The 14,084-nt window shown below is 62.4% G+C and carries 15 protein-coding genes and 1 pseudogene; 7 read left to right on the forward strand and 9 right to left on the reverse strand.

The annotated features are described in order from the left end of the window. Positions 1 to 57 precede the first annotated feature (57 nt). Together hslU and hslV are read right to left on the reverse strand one after the other, a co-directional pair. Positions 58 to 1,401, reverse strand: coding sequence for an ATP-dependent protease ATPase subunit HslU (hslU, locus tag FS767_RS07480; RefSeq protein WP_023533050.1), 1,344 nt, complete (start codon positions 1,399 to 1,401; stop codon positions 58 to 60). 75 nt (positions 1,402 to 1,476) lie between these two features. Next, positions 1,477 to 2,007, reverse strand: a complete 531-nt coding sequence (gene hslV / locus FS767_RS07485) for an ATP-dependent protease subunit HslV (protein ID WP_023533032.1) — start codon at positions 2,005 to 2,007, stop codon at positions 1,477 to 1,479. 497 nt (positions 2,008 to 2,504) lie between these two features. Here hslV and FS767_RS07490 point away from each other — a divergent pair, with 497 nt between their 5' ends. The 3 genes and pseudogenes from FS767_RS07490 to FS767_RS07500 all read left to right on the forward strand — a co-directional run bounded on the left by FS767_RS07490 (position 2,505) and on the right by FS767_RS07500 (position 4,243). Then, positions 2,505 to 3,374 carry a DMT family transporter gene (locus tag FS767_RS07490; RefSeq protein ID WP_178102720.1) on the forward strand — a complete coding sequence of 290 codons (870 nt, stop codon included), beginning with the start codon at positions 2,505 to 2,507 and terminating at the stop codon, positions 3,372 to 3,374. Between the two features lie 148 nt (positions 3,375 to 3,522). Continuing rightward, a complete protein-coding gene (locus tag FS767_RS23455) occupies positions 3,523 to 3,744 on the forward strand; it encodes a LysR family transcriptional regulator (RefSeq protein ID WP_371921579.1) in 222 nt (73 codons plus the stop codon). 179 nt (positions 3,745 to 3,923) lie between these two features. Further along, positions 3,924 to 4,243: pseudogene (locus FS767_RS07500) on the forward strand (transposase). 258 nt (positions 4,244 to 4,501) lie between these two features. Here the strand turns inward: FS767_RS07500 and FS767_RS07505 are convergent. The 7 genes from FS767_RS07505 to gshB all read right to left on the reverse strand — a co-directional run bounded on the left by FS767_RS07505 (position 4,502) and on the right by gshB (position 10,400). Beyond that, on the reverse strand, positions 4,502 to 5,773 hold the full coding sequence (locus FS767_RS07505; protein ID WP_144964734.1) for a dihydroorotase: 1,272 nt from the start codon (positions 5,771 to 5,773) through the stop codon (positions 4,502 to 4,504). Beyond that, positions 5,770 to 6,774 carry an aspartate carbamoyltransferase catalytic subunit gene (locus tag FS767_RS07510; protein ID WP_058604064.1) on the reverse strand — a complete coding sequence of 335 codons (1,005 nt, stop codon included), beginning with the start codon at positions 6,772 to 6,774 and terminating at the stop codon, positions 5,770 to 5,772. The genes FS767_RS07505 and FS767_RS07510 overlap by 4 nt, the downstream gene beginning before the upstream one ends. Before the next feature lie 12 nt (positions 6,775 to 6,786). Beyond that, positions 6,787 to 7,305: a bifunctional pyr operon transcriptional regulator/uracil phosphoribosyltransferase PyrR gene (gene pyrR, locus FS767_RS07515; protein WP_144964735.1), complete on the reverse strand. Its 519-nt coding sequence runs from the start codon at positions 7,303 to 7,305 to the stop codon at positions 6,787 to 6,789. A 49-nt stretch (positions 7,306 to 7,354) separates the two neighbouring features. Beyond that, a complete protein-coding gene (gene ruvX, locus FS767_RS07520; RefSeq protein ID WP_144964736.1) occupies positions 7,355 to 7,792 on the reverse strand; it encodes a Holliday junction resolvase RuvX in 438 nt (145 codons plus the stop codon). Beyond that, on the reverse strand, positions 7,792 to 8,361 hold the full coding sequence (locus FS767_RS07525; protein WP_023532990.1) for a YqgE/AlgH family protein: 570 nt from the start codon (positions 8,359 to 8,361) through the stop codon (positions 7,792 to 7,794). The genes ruvX and FS767_RS07525 overlap by 1 nt, the downstream gene beginning before the upstream one ends. Positions 8,362 to 8,407: 46 nt before the next feature. Further along, positions 8,408 to 9,307 (reverse strand): energy transducer TonB, encoded by a 900-nt coding sequence (locus tag FS767_RS07530; protein ID WP_027914038.1) that lies wholly within the window; start codon positions 9,305 to 9,307, stop codon positions 8,408 to 8,410. A 139-nt stretch (positions 9,308 to 9,446) separates the two neighbouring features. Further along, on the reverse strand, positions 9,447 to 10,400 hold the full coding sequence (gshB, locus tag FS767_RS07535) for a glutathione synthase (protein WP_144964737.1): 954 nt from the start codon (positions 10,398 to 10,400) through the stop codon (positions 9,447 to 9,449). 238 nt (positions 10,401 to 10,638) lie between these two features. Here gshB and FS767_RS07540 point away from each other — a divergent pair, with 238 nt between their 5' ends. From FS767_RS07540 to FS767_RS07555, 4 genes are read left to right on the forward strand one after another with little or no spacing between them, the layout of a single operon-like run. Then, complete coding sequence (locus tag FS767_RS07540; protein ID WP_058604060.1) at positions 10,639 to 11,040, forward strand: PleD family two-component system response regulator; 402 nt, start codon at positions 10,639 to 10,641, stop codon at positions 11,038 to 11,040. A 48-nt stretch (positions 11,041 to 11,088) separates the two neighbouring features. Then, positions 11,089 to 11,454: a twitching motility response regulator PilH gene (gene pilH, locus FS767_RS07545; RefSeq protein ID WP_058638872.1), complete on the forward strand. Its 366-nt coding sequence runs from the start codon at positions 11,089 to 11,091 to the stop codon at positions 11,452 to 11,454. Then, positions 11,451 to 12,002, forward strand: a complete 552-nt coding sequence (locus FS767_RS07550; RefSeq protein ID WP_144964738.1) for a chemotaxis protein CheW — start codon at positions 11,451 to 11,453, stop codon at positions 12,000 to 12,002. The genes pilH and FS767_RS07550 overlap by 4 nt, the downstream gene beginning before the upstream one ends. Positions 12,003 to 12,050: 48 nt before the next feature. Next, the gene (locus FS767_RS07555; RefSeq protein WP_241493095.1) at positions 12,051 to 14,075 is read left to right on the forward strand and encodes a methyl-accepting chemotaxis protein; all 2,025 of its coding nucleotides are present in this window, start codon (positions 12,051 to 12,053) and stop codon (positions 14,073 to 14,075) included. Positions 14,076 to 14,084: the final 9 nt, after the last annotated feature.

The raw sequence follows: 14,084 nt of genomic DNA on the forward strand, positions 1-14,084 counted from the left end.
CTGTGTCGCCAGGCTGCAAGCGCCGCACGGGCTCGCTTGCAGCCTGGCGCAGGCCCGTTACAGGATGTAGCGGGACAGGTCTTCGTTCTGGGCCAACTCGCCCAGGTGGCTGTTCACGTAAGCTGCGTCGATCTGGATCGGCGCTTCGTCATGGGCACTGGCCAGGTCGCCAGCGCTGAACGACACCTCTTCAAGCAGGCGTTCGAGCAACGTGTGCAGGCGACGGGCACCGATGTTCTCGGTTTTCTCATTGACCTGGTAGGCGATCTCGGCCAAACGCTTGATGCCATCCTCGACGAACTCGATGTTGAGCCCTTCGGTCTTGAGCAGTGCCTGGTACTGTTCGGTCAGCGAGGCATGCGGCTCGCGCAGGATGCGCTGGAAATCTTCCGGCGTCAGGGCCTTGAGCTCCACACGGATCGGCAGGCGACCTTGCAGTTCAGGCACCAGGTCGCTCGGCTTGCTCAAGTGGAACGCCCCGGAGGCGATGAACAGGATGTGGTCGGTCTTGACCATGCCCAGCTTGGTATTGACCGTGCAGCCTTCGATCAGCGGCAGCAGATCGCGCTGTACACCCTCACGGGAGACATCGGCACCGCCGACATTGCCGCGTTTGGCGACCTTGTCGATCTCGTCGATGAACACGATGCCGTGCTGCTCGACCGCTTCCAGCGCCTTGGCCTTGAGCTCTTCTTCATTGACCAGGCGACCGGCCTCCTCGTCGCGCACCATTTTCAGCGCTTCGCGAACCTTCAGCTTGCGCGACTTGCGCTTGCCCTTGCCCATGTTGGCGAACAGGCTCTGCAACTGATTGGTCATTTCTTCCATGCCAGGGGGCGCGGCGATTTCGACGCCCACGGCATCGGCCACCTCGATTTCGATTTCCTTGTCGTCCAGCTGGCCTTCGCGCAGGCGCTTGCGGAACAGCTGGCGGGTGTTGGAATCGGAACTGGTCTGGGCGGCTTCCTCGCTGAAGCTGCTGGCCCGTGCCGGTGGCAGCAGGGCATCGAGGATGCGCTCTTCGGCGGCATCTTCGGCGCGGTGGCGCACGCGGATGATTTCCTGCTCACGCAGCATCTTCAAGGCCGCGTCGGCCAGGTCGCGGATGATGGATTCCACATCGCGGCCCACATAGCCCACTTCAGTGAACTTGGTGGCTTCGACCTTGAGGAACGGGGCATTGGCCAGCTTGGCCAGGCGCCGGGCGATCTCGGTCTTGCCCACGCCGGTGGGGCCGATCATCAGGATGTTCTTGGGCGTCACTTCGGCGCGCAGCTCGGCAGGGAGCTGCATGCGCCGCCAGCGGTTGCGCAGGGCGATGGCTACGGCGCGCTTGGCGTCGTCCTGGCCGATGATGTGGCGGTTGAGTTCGTGGACGATCTCGCGGGGGGTCATGGACATGATCAATAGGGTCCTGATACGAATGATTCAGCGTGGAAAAGCCCCGTCACCGGGACGGGGCGCCAAGGCAGCTGATCACTCGGCCAGGTCCTGCTCCTCGATGGTCAGGTTGTGGTTGGTGAACACGCAGATGTCACCGGCGATGTTCAGCGCGGTCTCGGCGATTTCGCGGGCCGAGAGGTCGGTCTTGTTCAGCAGTGCACGGGCTGCGGCCTGGGCGTAGGCGCCGCCGGAACCCATGGCGATCAGGCCGTCTTCAGGCTCGACCACGTCACCGTTGCCGGTGATGATCAGCGAAGCATCCTTGTTGGCCACGGCCAGCATGGCTTCGAGGCGGCTGAGGGAACGGTCGGTACGCCATTCCTTGGCCAGTTCCACGGCCGCGCGAATCAGGTGGCCCTGGTGTTTCTCCAGTTGGCCTTCGAAGCGTTCGAACAGGGTGAAGGCATCGGCAGTGGCGCCGGCAAAGCCCGCGATGACCTGACCGTGGTACAGACGACGCACTTTCTTGGCGTTGCCTTTCATCACGGTGTTGCCGAGGGATACCTGGCCGTCGCCGCCCATGACGACTTTGCCATTGCGGCGGACTGAAACGATGGTGGTCAAGGGAGAGTCTCCACGCAGCGGGGCGAAAATGCCTATTGCCAACTCATATGGGGGTGCAGGGCGGGATTTCAACCGTGGGGGATGAACGGTTTGAGGAAGCGGCGGGGTTTGGGATCAGTGGCGGGGTATTGCTCAGGTTCAGGGGAAACACCACGAGGGGGTAGGCAGCAGCCCAGGGATTTTGGCTCGCAGCGCGTACCGTTGTGTATCAATGCAAGAGATATGGATTGAAACCAATTGATTCCATTGAGGTTGGAGTGTTGATGAGTACGAAAGAACTCGTGGAATTAGTATTGCTTGGTGTAGGACTTCAGGTGGGAGTGTTGTCTGAAAGTTCCTACGGTATTAACTAATCAGTTAATTTTGTTCTTGATTAAGTGTTCTGGCAGGAATGCCGTTGTGGATAAAGCGCCGTCGCGTAGAGGCGTTTGATTTTTGGCGTGAGTCCGATTATCGTCTGGAACAGCCTAGAAGCACTCATAATAAGGAAGGCTGCTTTGGACGTATTAATGGGGTTGTTAGCGGCGGTATGTTGGGGGGCGACGGACTTTTTGGTTGGCGTTAACGCTCGAGCAGTTGGAGTAAAACGGGCGGTATTTTTCGGGCAGTTTTTAGGGCTCTTATTAATTGGAACGATTGTTGTAGTTTCAGCCAGTCAGTGGGAGAAGCTCATTTCTGCACCCTGGCGCGCCATAGCGATGGGGGTAGTTGCTTCTTTGTGTACTGTGGTAGGAGCGCTTGCGCTGTCGAAATCTTTTGCTATCGGCAAAACTGCAGTCGTAGCACCTTTGGTCACCTCATACGGCGTTTTCACCACACTGTTGGCGTGGCTGAGCGGTGATGCCTTATCAGTCTGGCAGGTGAGTGGTATTTTCGTTTGCTTCTTTGGGGTTTTACTGGCCAGTCGCAGTGATCATGGAGGTGATTTCGAACGCAAGACCACCAGCACGACCTCAGTTGGGTTCGCTTTGCTGGCGGCCATTCTTTACGGCATGAGCTTCTGGATCCAGGGCAAGTTTACCTTGCCAGCTCTAGGGCCGGTGAACATGCTGGCGCTGGGCTATGCAGTGGGGGCCATATTCCTTATTCCTGAGGCTTTCAGGTTGCTGCGGCACCGCGCAACGATCAGGTTCAAGACCTTTGGCTCACTATGTGGCGCCAGCCTGTTCAACCTTGGGGGATTCTCCGCTTTTTCCTGGGGGGCACTCAGTGGTTCGGTTTCTGTTGTTACGGTGATCAGCACCCTGTCGGGCGGGATTGCCGCGGTTCTGGGGTATTTCTTTTACCGCGAGCGGCTGTCGGTCATTCAGCTTGGCGGGATCAGTCTAGTGTTATTAGGGGCTGTGCTTCTGCATCTTTATGGTTGAATTTTTTCGACGATGCAAACGATCGCGGCGATTTGTGGAGCCCAATGCCAAGGGTTTATGTCTTCGTTGTTGGTCTGTAGATATGAGTGGTCATAATAATGGACTATCGAGGTTGCCTTCTGAAAAGCCATGTGGAATGTTGCCCTGTATGGCGGCTTTTGCAGTGGTCGTAGAAACGGGGAGTTTTGTTCATGCGTCGACACGTCTAGGTTTGACCGCGTCGGCCGTCAGCAAGCAAGTGCCCAAGCTTGAGAGCTCCCTTTCGATTCGATTGTTGGAACGCTGTGCGCGTAGGTTGAAGGTTAATGCTGAAGGCGCGCAAATACTCACACTGTTAAGATTTTCTGGAATCTTCGGCCAATGTATTTAGATTGAAGGAAAGCTTTCTCGAAAGCCCCCTACGGCTTATTCGTATTGCGGTGCCCGCTCAGTGTATGAAAGTTGCTATTAACTAACCCAGGGTCTCTAAAGCAAAATCCGGATATAGACTTTGCAATTTGGGACAAGCGGCGGGCGCTGGCCAAGGCGCTCAAGCCGATCTACTAGGCCATCAACGCCGAAGCAGCTGAGCAGGCGCTCGATGAGTTTGAAAGCGGGCCTTGGGCCAAGCAATATCCAACGGTCGTTGCGGCCTGGAAACGCGCCTGGGTTCGCGTGATTATCTTCTTTGTCTTCCCGCCTGCCATCCGAAAGTAATCTACACCATCAATGCCATCGAAAGCATCAATGCCCAGCTGCGCAAGGTTATCAAGACCTGGGGTCATTTCCCAAACGATGAAGCAGCCGCCAAGCTGATCTGGCTGGGGCTGAGAAACATCACGGCGAACTGGGGCTCGGCGGCGCATGATTGGAAAAGTGCGATGAATTAATTCGCGATTTTGTACGGGGATCGATTCATCAGGCCATTTGGTGATAATCAGGGGTTGCTTGATGGCAAGCCGCTACCGGCCCGGACACAACAAAACTGACACTCCCGACTCTGGTTTCGCAGCCCGCAGGTTGGGGCCGCTGCGCGGCCCATCGCGGCATAAGGCCGCTTCCCACACCGGAATCGGCCCCAACGCTACAAGCGGCAAAGCCGAAGCGCCCAAACCCCTACACAATCCTCCGCCGCCGGCCCACCAGGCTCAAGCCTCGTGACAGATACGCCCATCGACCAACGTATAGCGCACGGCACCCGGCAGGCAGTGCCCGATGAACGGGCAGTTGTCGCCACGGGAGTACCAATGCTCACCGGCCACGGTCGAGGCCTGCGGATCGAACACCACCAAGTCAGCCGCAGCCCCTACCTGCAGCTGGCCAGCCGGCAGCCGCATGGCACCAGCGGGACCACAGGTCAGGCGCGCCAGCAAGGTCGGCAGGTCGAGCAAGCCATCCTCCACCAGCGTCATGGCCAATGGCAGCAACACGTCCACGCTGCTGATACCAGGCTCCGTGGCGCCGAAGGGGGCCAGCTTGGCATCGCGCTCATGAGGTTGGTGATGGCTGGAGATCGCCTGGATCACGCCGGTTTTCACCGCCTCGCGCAGGCCATCGCGATCGGCAGCGCTACGCAGTGGCGGTTGCACGTGGTACAGGCTGGAAAATTCACGCAGCGATTCGTCGGTCAGGATCAACTGGTACAACGCGACATCGGCAGTGACCGGCAAACCAAGGCTTTGCGCCTGGGCGATCAGCCGCGCGCCACGGGCGCTGGTGATCTGGGTGAAGTGGGCGCGGACGCCGGTCTGCTCCACTAGCAGCAGGTTGCGCGCCAACGCCACGGTTTCAGCAGTTTCGGGAATGCCGGGCAAACCCAGGAAGCTGGCCATGGCACCTTCATGGGCAAGGCCGCCTTGGGCCAGGTCGCGGTCCTGGGAGTGGAACACCACCGTCAGGTCGAACGTGGCGGCGTATTCCAGCGCACGGGCCAAGGTGCGGTTGTTGGGAATTTCCTTCAGGCCATTGCCGAACGCGACGCAGCCGGTGTCACGCAGGCCTACCAGCTCGGCCAACTGTTCCCCCTCCAGGCCCTTGGTCAGCGCGCCGATCGGGTAAACCTTGCTGTTGCCCGCCTCGCGGGCGCGGTCCAGGATCAGCTCGGCCACCGCCGAGGTGTCCAGGGCCGGGCGGGTCTGCGGCGGGCAGCACAGGCTGGTCACGCCACCGGCCACGGCCGCGCGGGTCTCGCTGGCGATGGTGCCTTTGCGGCTATAGCCGGGCTCGCGCAGCGACACGCCCAGGTCCACCAGGCCAGGGGCGACGACCAGCCCATCGGCCTGAAGGGTGCGGTTGGCGGTAAAGCCAACGGGCGCGGCGCCCATGGCGGCAATGCGGCCGCCCTCCAGGTGCAGGTCGGTGACCTGGTCAAGGCCGCTTTGAGGGTCGATGACCCGGGCGCCAAGAATGCTGATGCTCACTGGGCGATCTCCTGGTCGAGTTGACGTTGTACGTTTTGCCCGCTCATGGCCATGGACAGCACGGCCATGCGCACGGCGATCCCGTAGGTGACCTGGTTCAGGATCACCGAATGCTTGCCATCGGCCACGGCAGATTCGATTTCCACTCCACGATTGATCGGACCGGGGTGCATGACGATGGCGTCCGGCTTGGCCCCTGCCAGGCGGGCAGTGGTCAGGCCGAACAGGCGGTAGAACTCGCCTTCGCTGGGCAGCAGGCCACCGGCCATGCGCTCACGCTGCAGGCGCAGCATGATCACCACGTCGACATCCTTGAGGCCTTCGGCCAGGTCGGTGTAGACCTTCACGCCATACTGCTCGATGCCGATCGGGATCAGGGTTTTCGGGCCGATCACGCGAATGTCCGGGCAGCCCAGCGCCTTGAGCGCGAGCATGTCCGAACGCGCCACGCGCGAATGAAGGATATCCCCGACGATGGCAACCGAGAGGTTCTCGAAGCCGCCCTTGTGCCGGCGAATGGTGAGCATGTCGAGCATGCCCTGGGTCGGGTGCGCATGGCGGCCGTCACCGCCGTTGATCACGGCCACCTCCGGGCACACGTGCTCGGCAATGAAGTGCGCCGCGCCTGAATCCGAGTGGCGCACCACGAACATATCGGCCGCCATGGCTTCAAGGTTGCGCAGGGTATCGAACAGCGTCTCGCCTTTGCTGGTCGAGGAGGTCGACACATTCAGGCTGATCACGTCGGCGGACAGGCGCTGGGCGGCCAGCTCGAACGTGGTCCGGGTGCGGGTGGAGTTCTCGAAGAAGACGTTGCACACCGTCTTGCCACGCAGCAAGGGCACTTTCTTCACGGCGCGGGCGCCGACTTCCAGGAAGGAATCGGCAGTGTCGAGGATTTCGGTCAGCAGTTCGCGGGGCAAACCGTCAAGCGAAAGGAAATGGCGCAGCTGGCCCTGATCATTGAGCTGCAGCGGGCGCTTGGCGTCGATTGGCGTCATCGCGGGGGACTCTTAAAGGGCGGTAGCGGGGGCGAGGTCCTGGCGCTCGAGGGCGAGCGGTGCGGGTCCGGTCAATTTTACCCGTTCATGGGCCGCCAGTGACAAGGTGGCGCCGAGCACATTCGGGCGGATGGGCAACTCGCCTGCATCCAGGTCCAGCAGGCAGACCAGGGTGACGCTGGCCGGGCGGCCATAGTCGAACAGTTCGTTGAGGGCGGCGCGAATGGTGCGACCGCTCATCAGCACGTCGTCCACCAGCACCAGGTGCTGGCCTTCGATCTCAAATGGCAGCTCCGAGGGGCGCACCTGCGGGTGCAGGCCATTCTGGCTGAAGTCGTCTCGATAGAACGACACGTCAAGCGTACCCATGGCACTGGTGTCGTCCATGGCCTGTTGCAACGCCTGGGCCACCCACACGCCTCCGGTGCGAATGCCGATGTAGCGTGGCTCGGCGATGGCACGGCGGGCCAGATGGGCGCGAAGGTCGACAGCCATCTGCCGGATCAGCGCGGCAGGATCAGGTAGGCTCATTGCAGGTTCCTCGGAAGGGTGCGCCGGATGCATCCGGTCGCGAAGATGATCAGGTATTGGCCTCCAGCCAGCCTTGCAGCAGCAGGGCGGCGGCGATGGCGTCGACCGGGTTGTCCCGGTACGTGCCGCGCTGGCCGCCACGGGCCATGCGCTCGCCCTTGGCCTCGAACGTGGTCAGGCGTTCGTCATGGGTATGCACCGGCAGGTTGAAGCGCCCATTGAGGCGGCGGGCGAATTTTTCGGCGCGGGCGCTCATTTCGCTGGGGGTACCGTCCATGTTCAGCGGCAGGCCGACGACGATGGCGTCAGGCTTCCATTCAACGATCAGGCGCTCGACCTGGGCCCAGTCCGGCACGCCATTCTGGGCGCGCAACGTACAGAGTTCACGGGCTTGGCCGGTGACCGCCTGGCCGACGGCTACGCCGATCTGCTTGGTGCCATAGTCGAAACCCAGCAACAGTCGGGGTGCGGCAAGCGCGTCGGCCATCAGGCGTGGCCCGCCTGGCTGGTCAGCAGATGCAGGTTGATGCCAAGGCTCGCGGCCGCCGCTTCCAGGCGCAGCTCGCTGGTCATGGCAAACAGGATATCCGGGTCGAACGCACAGTTGAGCCAGGCGTTATCGGCCAGTTCGGCCTCGAGCTGGCCCGCTTCCCAGCCGGCATAACCCAAGGTGATCAGGCTCTTTTCCGGGCCCACGCCCTCGGCGATGGCGAACAGCACGTCCTGGGACGTGGAAAGCGAGAGGCCCTGCAGTTCCACCGTGGCCTGGTAGCTGCACTCGCTGGTATGCAGCACGAAGCCGCGGTCGGTCTGCACCGGGCCGCCTTGGTAGATAGGCACCTGCAGCGTGCTGGCCGGCGGGGTTTCGTCCGGGCGCAGTTGCTCGAGGATGTCGGCCAGGTTCAGTTCCTGCGGCTTGTTCACCACAAGCCCCATCGCGCCATGAGCATTGTGCTCGACGATGTACGTGAGGGTCTGGGCGAAGTTCGGGTCGGCCATGTGCGGCATGGCGATCAGGAACTGGTGCTTGAGGTAGCTCGGCGTGAGGTTCTTCATGGGGGATAGTGTGGCGCCACCCGGCCACCGCTGCAAGCGTGCCGGCTCAGTTGCTGGACAACCGATCACCCCTGGCGAAGCGCCAGGTACGGATGATTTCCAGCCGGTCGTACTCGGCCAGGTCACCGGTGAACGGCGCGAACGGTGCGGCCAGGCGCACGATGCGCTGGGCAGCCTGGTCCAGCACGGGCTGGCCGGACGATTCAAGCACCAGCACTTCGTAGAGTGACCCGTCGCGGTTGATCGAGACCATCATGCGCAGGTTGCCGTAGATCTGCTGCCGGCGTGCCTCGTCCGGGTAGTTCAGGTTGCCCACGCGTTCGACTTTCTTGCGCCATTCCTCTTTGTACCAGGCGCCCTTGTCGCGCATGGTCGAGGCCGCATTCAGGCGATGGATACGCGGGCGCTTGGCATATTGCTGCTGCTCATTGGCAAGCTCTGCCTCAAGGCTGGCGATCTGGCTGGACAGCTGCGAGCTGTCGAACTCGCGCACGGGCGTGCTCGGCTTGGGCTGGGGCTTGCTTTCCCGGGGCTTGGGCTCGACCTTTTGCGCCTTCGGAGCCTTGGTCGCGACCGCCGACTTCTGCGGGGGCGGCGGTACCTCGGGCCTGGCGGCAGGTGGCGGGGTGATCTTGTTGATCTTGGTGTCCTGGAAAGGCGCAAGCTCGGTGGTCTTGGGCACGGCCTTCTTGTCCAGGGTGCCGCTGCCTTGCTGGTTGTCTTGCGCCTGGAAGTCGGCCTTTTCCGGCGGCTTTTCGCTTTTGAACGTGGCCAGGGTGATGTCCATGGTGCGGCTGATCTGCGCCGGCTTGACCACGGTAAAGCCCACCCCGAGGATCAACGCCAGGTGCACCAGCGCCGCCAGAAACAGCGTGAAGCCCAGCCTGTCCACCGGGCGAACGCGGGGCGGCAACAGGTCGGCGGGGATGTCAGCGGGCAGCGTCATCAGGTATCCAGGGGCATCGTCGAGCTACAAACGGCACGCAACAGGCAGCAGAGGCACGGGGCGGCCGTACCGGTCTTGCAGCCTGTCGCTTGCGGGTGAGCATGATACCCCACGCCAGTCCGTTACCGAATGTCCGTGGTCAACGGGCCTTGAGCTGGCGATCAATGGCATCCATCAGCTGGCCGCCGATGTCGGTGCCGTAGGCGGCGTCGATTTCGCGGATGCAGGTGGGGCTGGTCACGTTGATTTCGGTGAGGTAGTCGCCAATCACGTCCAGACCGACGAACAGCAGGCCCTTCTCGCGCAATGTCGGGCCGACCTGCGCCGCGATCCAGCGGTCGCGCTCGCTCAGGGGGCGTGCTTCGCCACGACCGCCGGCTGCCAGGTTGCCACGGGTTTCGCCGCTGGCCGGAATACGGGCCAGGCAGTAGTCGATCGGCTCGCCGTCGATCATCAGGATACGCTTGTCGCCGTCCTTGATCGCCGGCAGGTAGGCCTGGGCCATGATCTGCTGAGTACCCAGCAGGGTCAGGGTTTCGAGGATCACCGACAGGTTCGGGTCGCCCGCCCGGTGACGGAAGATCGACGTGCCGCCCATGCCATCCAGGGGCTTGAGGATCACATCGCCATGCTCGGCGGCAAACGCGCGGATGATGTCCGGGCGACGGCTGACCAGGGTGGGTGGCGTACATTGCGGGAACAGCGTGGCGAACAGCTTTTCGTTGCAGTCACGCAGGCTCTGGGGGCGGTTGACCACCAGCACGCCTTCGCTTTCGGCTTGTTCGAGCAGGTAGGTGCTGTAGACGAATTCCAGGTCGAAGGGTGGGTCCTTGCGCATCAGGATCACGTCCAGTTCGGCCAGGGCGCTGTCCTGCTCCTCGCCCAGCTCGTACCAGCGGGCCGGGTCTGCGTACACCGTCAACGGGCGCATGCGCGCACGTGCCTTGCCTTGACCTTGATACAGGTCGCGCTGCTCCATGTAGAACAGGCTCCAGCCGCGTGCCTGGGCAGCCAGCAGCATGGCCAGCGAACTGTCCTTCTTGTAGGAGATGGACGCGATAGGGTCCATGACAATGCCGAGGCGAACGCTCATGGGGTGGTTCCTCTTGGCGGCGTGGCCGCGATGGATCGAAAGAAAAGTGGCTCAGGGTGGCGCCGCCAACGCCGCCGGTCAAGGGGCGCGGCAGATGGAATGGCTACCCGGACTGTGCTAAAAATGCAGCTTCAAGCCTTCGGCTACACGCCTCAAGCGAAAAGCGGCCACGGGCCCATTGGGCTTTCCTGTAGCGTGGCGCTTGCAACGTGCAGCTCAATTCCCCGGGTAGGCGTCTATGGAACAACCCCTGAAAGTGATGGTGATCGACGATTCACGCACCATTCGCCGCACGGCGCAGATGCTGCTCGGTGAGGTGGGCTGCGAGGTCATCACTGCCAGCGATGGCTTCGATGCCCTGGCCAAGATCGTCGATCACAACCCGGCCGTGATCTTCGTCGATGTCTTGATGCCGCGTCTGGACGGCTACCAGACGTGCGCGGTGATCAAGCAGAACAGCACCTTCAAGGACGTCCCGGTGATTCTGTTGTCGTCGCGCGACGGTCTGTTCGACAAGGCCCGTGGGCGTGTGGTCGGTTCTGATCAGTTTCTGACCAAACCGTTTACCAAGGAAGAACTGATCGAGGCGATACAGGCCCATGTACCTGGGTTTGCCACCGCTCAACAAACAGCACCCTGACCGCGCCCTGCCATGGCACGGTCTTTCGAATCCTGATGGGGAACCCGTATGGCCCGCGTTCTGATTGTCGACGACTCGCCGACAGAGATGTATCGATTGACCCAATGGCTGGAAAACCACGGGCACGAGGTACTCAAGGCCAACAACGGCGCCGATGGCGTGGCCCTTGCCCGGCAGGAGAAGCCCGATGCAGTGCTCATGGATATCGTGATGCCAGGCATGAACGGCTTCCAGGCCACTCGCCAGCTCAGCAAGGACCCGGAGACCAAGGGCATTCCGGTCATCGTGGTGACCACCAAGGATCAGGAAACCGACCGCATCTGGGCGACGCGCCAGGGCGCACGTGACTTCCTGACCAAACCTGTGGAAGAAGACGCGCTGGTGCACAAGCTCCAAGAGGTGCTGGGGGCTTGACCACACGCCCGCAGGGAGCGTCGCTGACCGCCTTCGAACTGTTGCTGGATATCGATCGCCGCTGCCGCCTGCTGGTAGCCGACCAACCGGCTTCGGGTGACAGGTTGCAGCAGTGGAGCGGCATCGGTTTTCGTGTGGCCGGGCAATGGTTCGTCGCCCCCATGGGCGAGGTGGCCGAAGTGCTGCGTGAACCCCGCAGTAGTCGAGTACCCGGTGTGCAACCCTGGGTATGCGGGGTGGCCAATCTGCGTGGCCGGTTGCTGCCCGTGATGGACCTGGGCCGTTTCCTCGGCCTGGGCAGTGCTGTGCCTGGCAAGCAGCGGCGCGTCCTGGTGCTTGATCACGAGGCGCTTTTCGTTGGCCTGCTGGTGGACGAAGTGGTAGGCCTGCAGCACTTTGCAATCGACAGCCTGCAACCTGCGCTGCCGGTGACCGATGCTGCCGGGGCCTTCGTTCAGGGGCGCTTTGAACGCGACCACGACTACTGGGCGATTTTCAGCCCCTTTGCCCTGGCCCAGGCACCGGGCTTTCTCGATGTGGCGTTATAGGACCTTGCAAACGTGAACCAGCCTGCTCCCCCCGTCACCGCCACTACCGTGAGCCCCCGCACCCGCAGCATTGCGCAGATCACCGTGCTGTTCCTGATCCTGATCCTCTCGATCATTCTGCTGTTCGCCAATTTCGCCTACCTCAACACCCAGTCCAACTACGACAAGCAGTACATCGGCCATGCCGGCGAGCTGCGCGTGTTGTCCCAGCGCATCGCCAAGAACGCCACTGAAGCGGCTGCCGGCAAGGGCGTAGCCTTCAGGCTGCTGTCCGATGCACGCAACGACTTCGAGCGTCGCTGGGGCTACCTGCGCGAAGGCGACAAGGCCACCGGGCTGCCCGCGGCGCCAGCCTCGGTGCGCGAAGAGATGGAAGCGGTGCGCGATGACTGGGAGAGCCTGCGCAAGAGCACCGACACCATCCTGGCCAGCGAACAGACCGTGCTGTCCTTGCATCAGGTGGCGGCCACCCTGGCCGAAACCGTCCCGCAGTTGCAGGTCGAATACGAAAAGGTGGTCGAAATCCTGCTGCAAAGTGGCGCCCCGGCCAGCCAGGTTGCCGTGGCACAGCGCCAGCTGCTGCTGGCCGAACGTATCCTGGGGTCGGTCAACACCGTACTGGCCGGCGATGCGGCGGCGGCGCAGGCCGCCGATGCCTTCGGCCGCGATGCTGGCCGCTTCGGCCAGGTGCTCGAGGGCATGCTCAAGGGCGATGCTGCCATTGGCGTGACCCGTGTCGAAGACGCCGATGCCAGGGCGCGGCTGGCGGAAATCGCCGAGCTGTTCCAGTTCGTGGCCGGCTCGGTCGATGAAATTCTCGAGACCTCGCCGGAGCTGTTCCGGGTGCGGGAGGCGGCCGGCAGCATCTTCAGCCTGTCGCAGACCTTGCTCGAGGAAGCCTCGCACCTGGCCAACGGCTTCGAAAACCTGGCCAGCGGGCGCACGCTCGATACCGTTGGGGGGTATGCACTGGGCTTGTTGGCACTGGCCTCGATCATCCTCATCGGCCTGGTCATGGTGCGCACCACCAACCGTCAGTTGCGTGAGACCGCCGAAAAGAACGAACGCAACCAGCAGGCGATCATGCGCCTGCTCGATGAAATCGAAGAATTGGCAGATGGCGACCTGACGGTGACCGTCTCGGTGACCGAAGACTTCACCGGCGCCATCGCCGACTCCATCAACTACTCCGTCGACCAATTGCGCGACCTGGTCGCCACCATCAACCACAGCGCGGTGCAGGTCGCCTCGGCGGTGCAGGACACGCAGAACACGGCCCGCCAGTTGGCCAAGGCGTCCGAGCAGCAGGCCGAACAGATCAGCGAAGCCTCCGAGGCAGTCGGGGACATGGTCGAGTCGATCGACCGTGTTTCGGCCCATGCCTACGAATCGGCCAAGGTCGCCGAGCGGTCCGTGGCCATTGCCAACAAGGGCAATGAGGTGGTGCACAACACCATCGACGGCATGAACAACATTCGCGAGCAGATCCAGGACACCGCCAAGCGCATCAAGCGCCTGGGCGAATCGTCCCAGGAAATCGGCGATATCGTCAGCCTGATCGACGACATCGCCGACCAGACCAACATCCTGGCCTTGAACGCCGCTATCCAGGCCTCCCTGGCGGGTGAGGCAGGGCGCGGGTTCGCCGTGGTCGCGGACGAAGTGCAGCGCCTGGCCGAGCGCTCGTCCTCGGCTACACGGCAGATCGAAGCCCTTGTGCGGACCATTCAGGCCGACACCAACGAAGCGGTCATCTCCATGGAGCAGACCACGGCCGAAGTCGTGCGAGGCGCCAGGCTGGCCCAGGACGCCGGCGTGGCGCTGGCCGAGATCGAAGGCGTTTCCCAGAACCTTGCCGACCTTATCCACAGCATTTCCGATGCGGCCCAGCTGCAAACCTCCTCGGCGGGGCAGATCTCACACACCATGGCCGTCATCCAGCAGATCACCGCCCAGACGTCCGCAGGTTCCGGCGCCACCGCCGACAGTATTCGTCACCTGGCGCGCATGGCCAGCGAGATGCGCCGCTCGGTTTCCGGATTCACCCTGCCGGCACCTGCCGAGCCCCATTGAGAAATGCCC

This window comes from Pseudomonas sp. DE0010, from assembly GCF_007680745.1.
Taxonomy (GTDB): Bacteria; Pseudomonadota; Gammaproteobacteria; order Pseudomonadales; family Pseudomonadaceae; genus Aquipseudomonas; species Aquipseudomonas parafulva_B.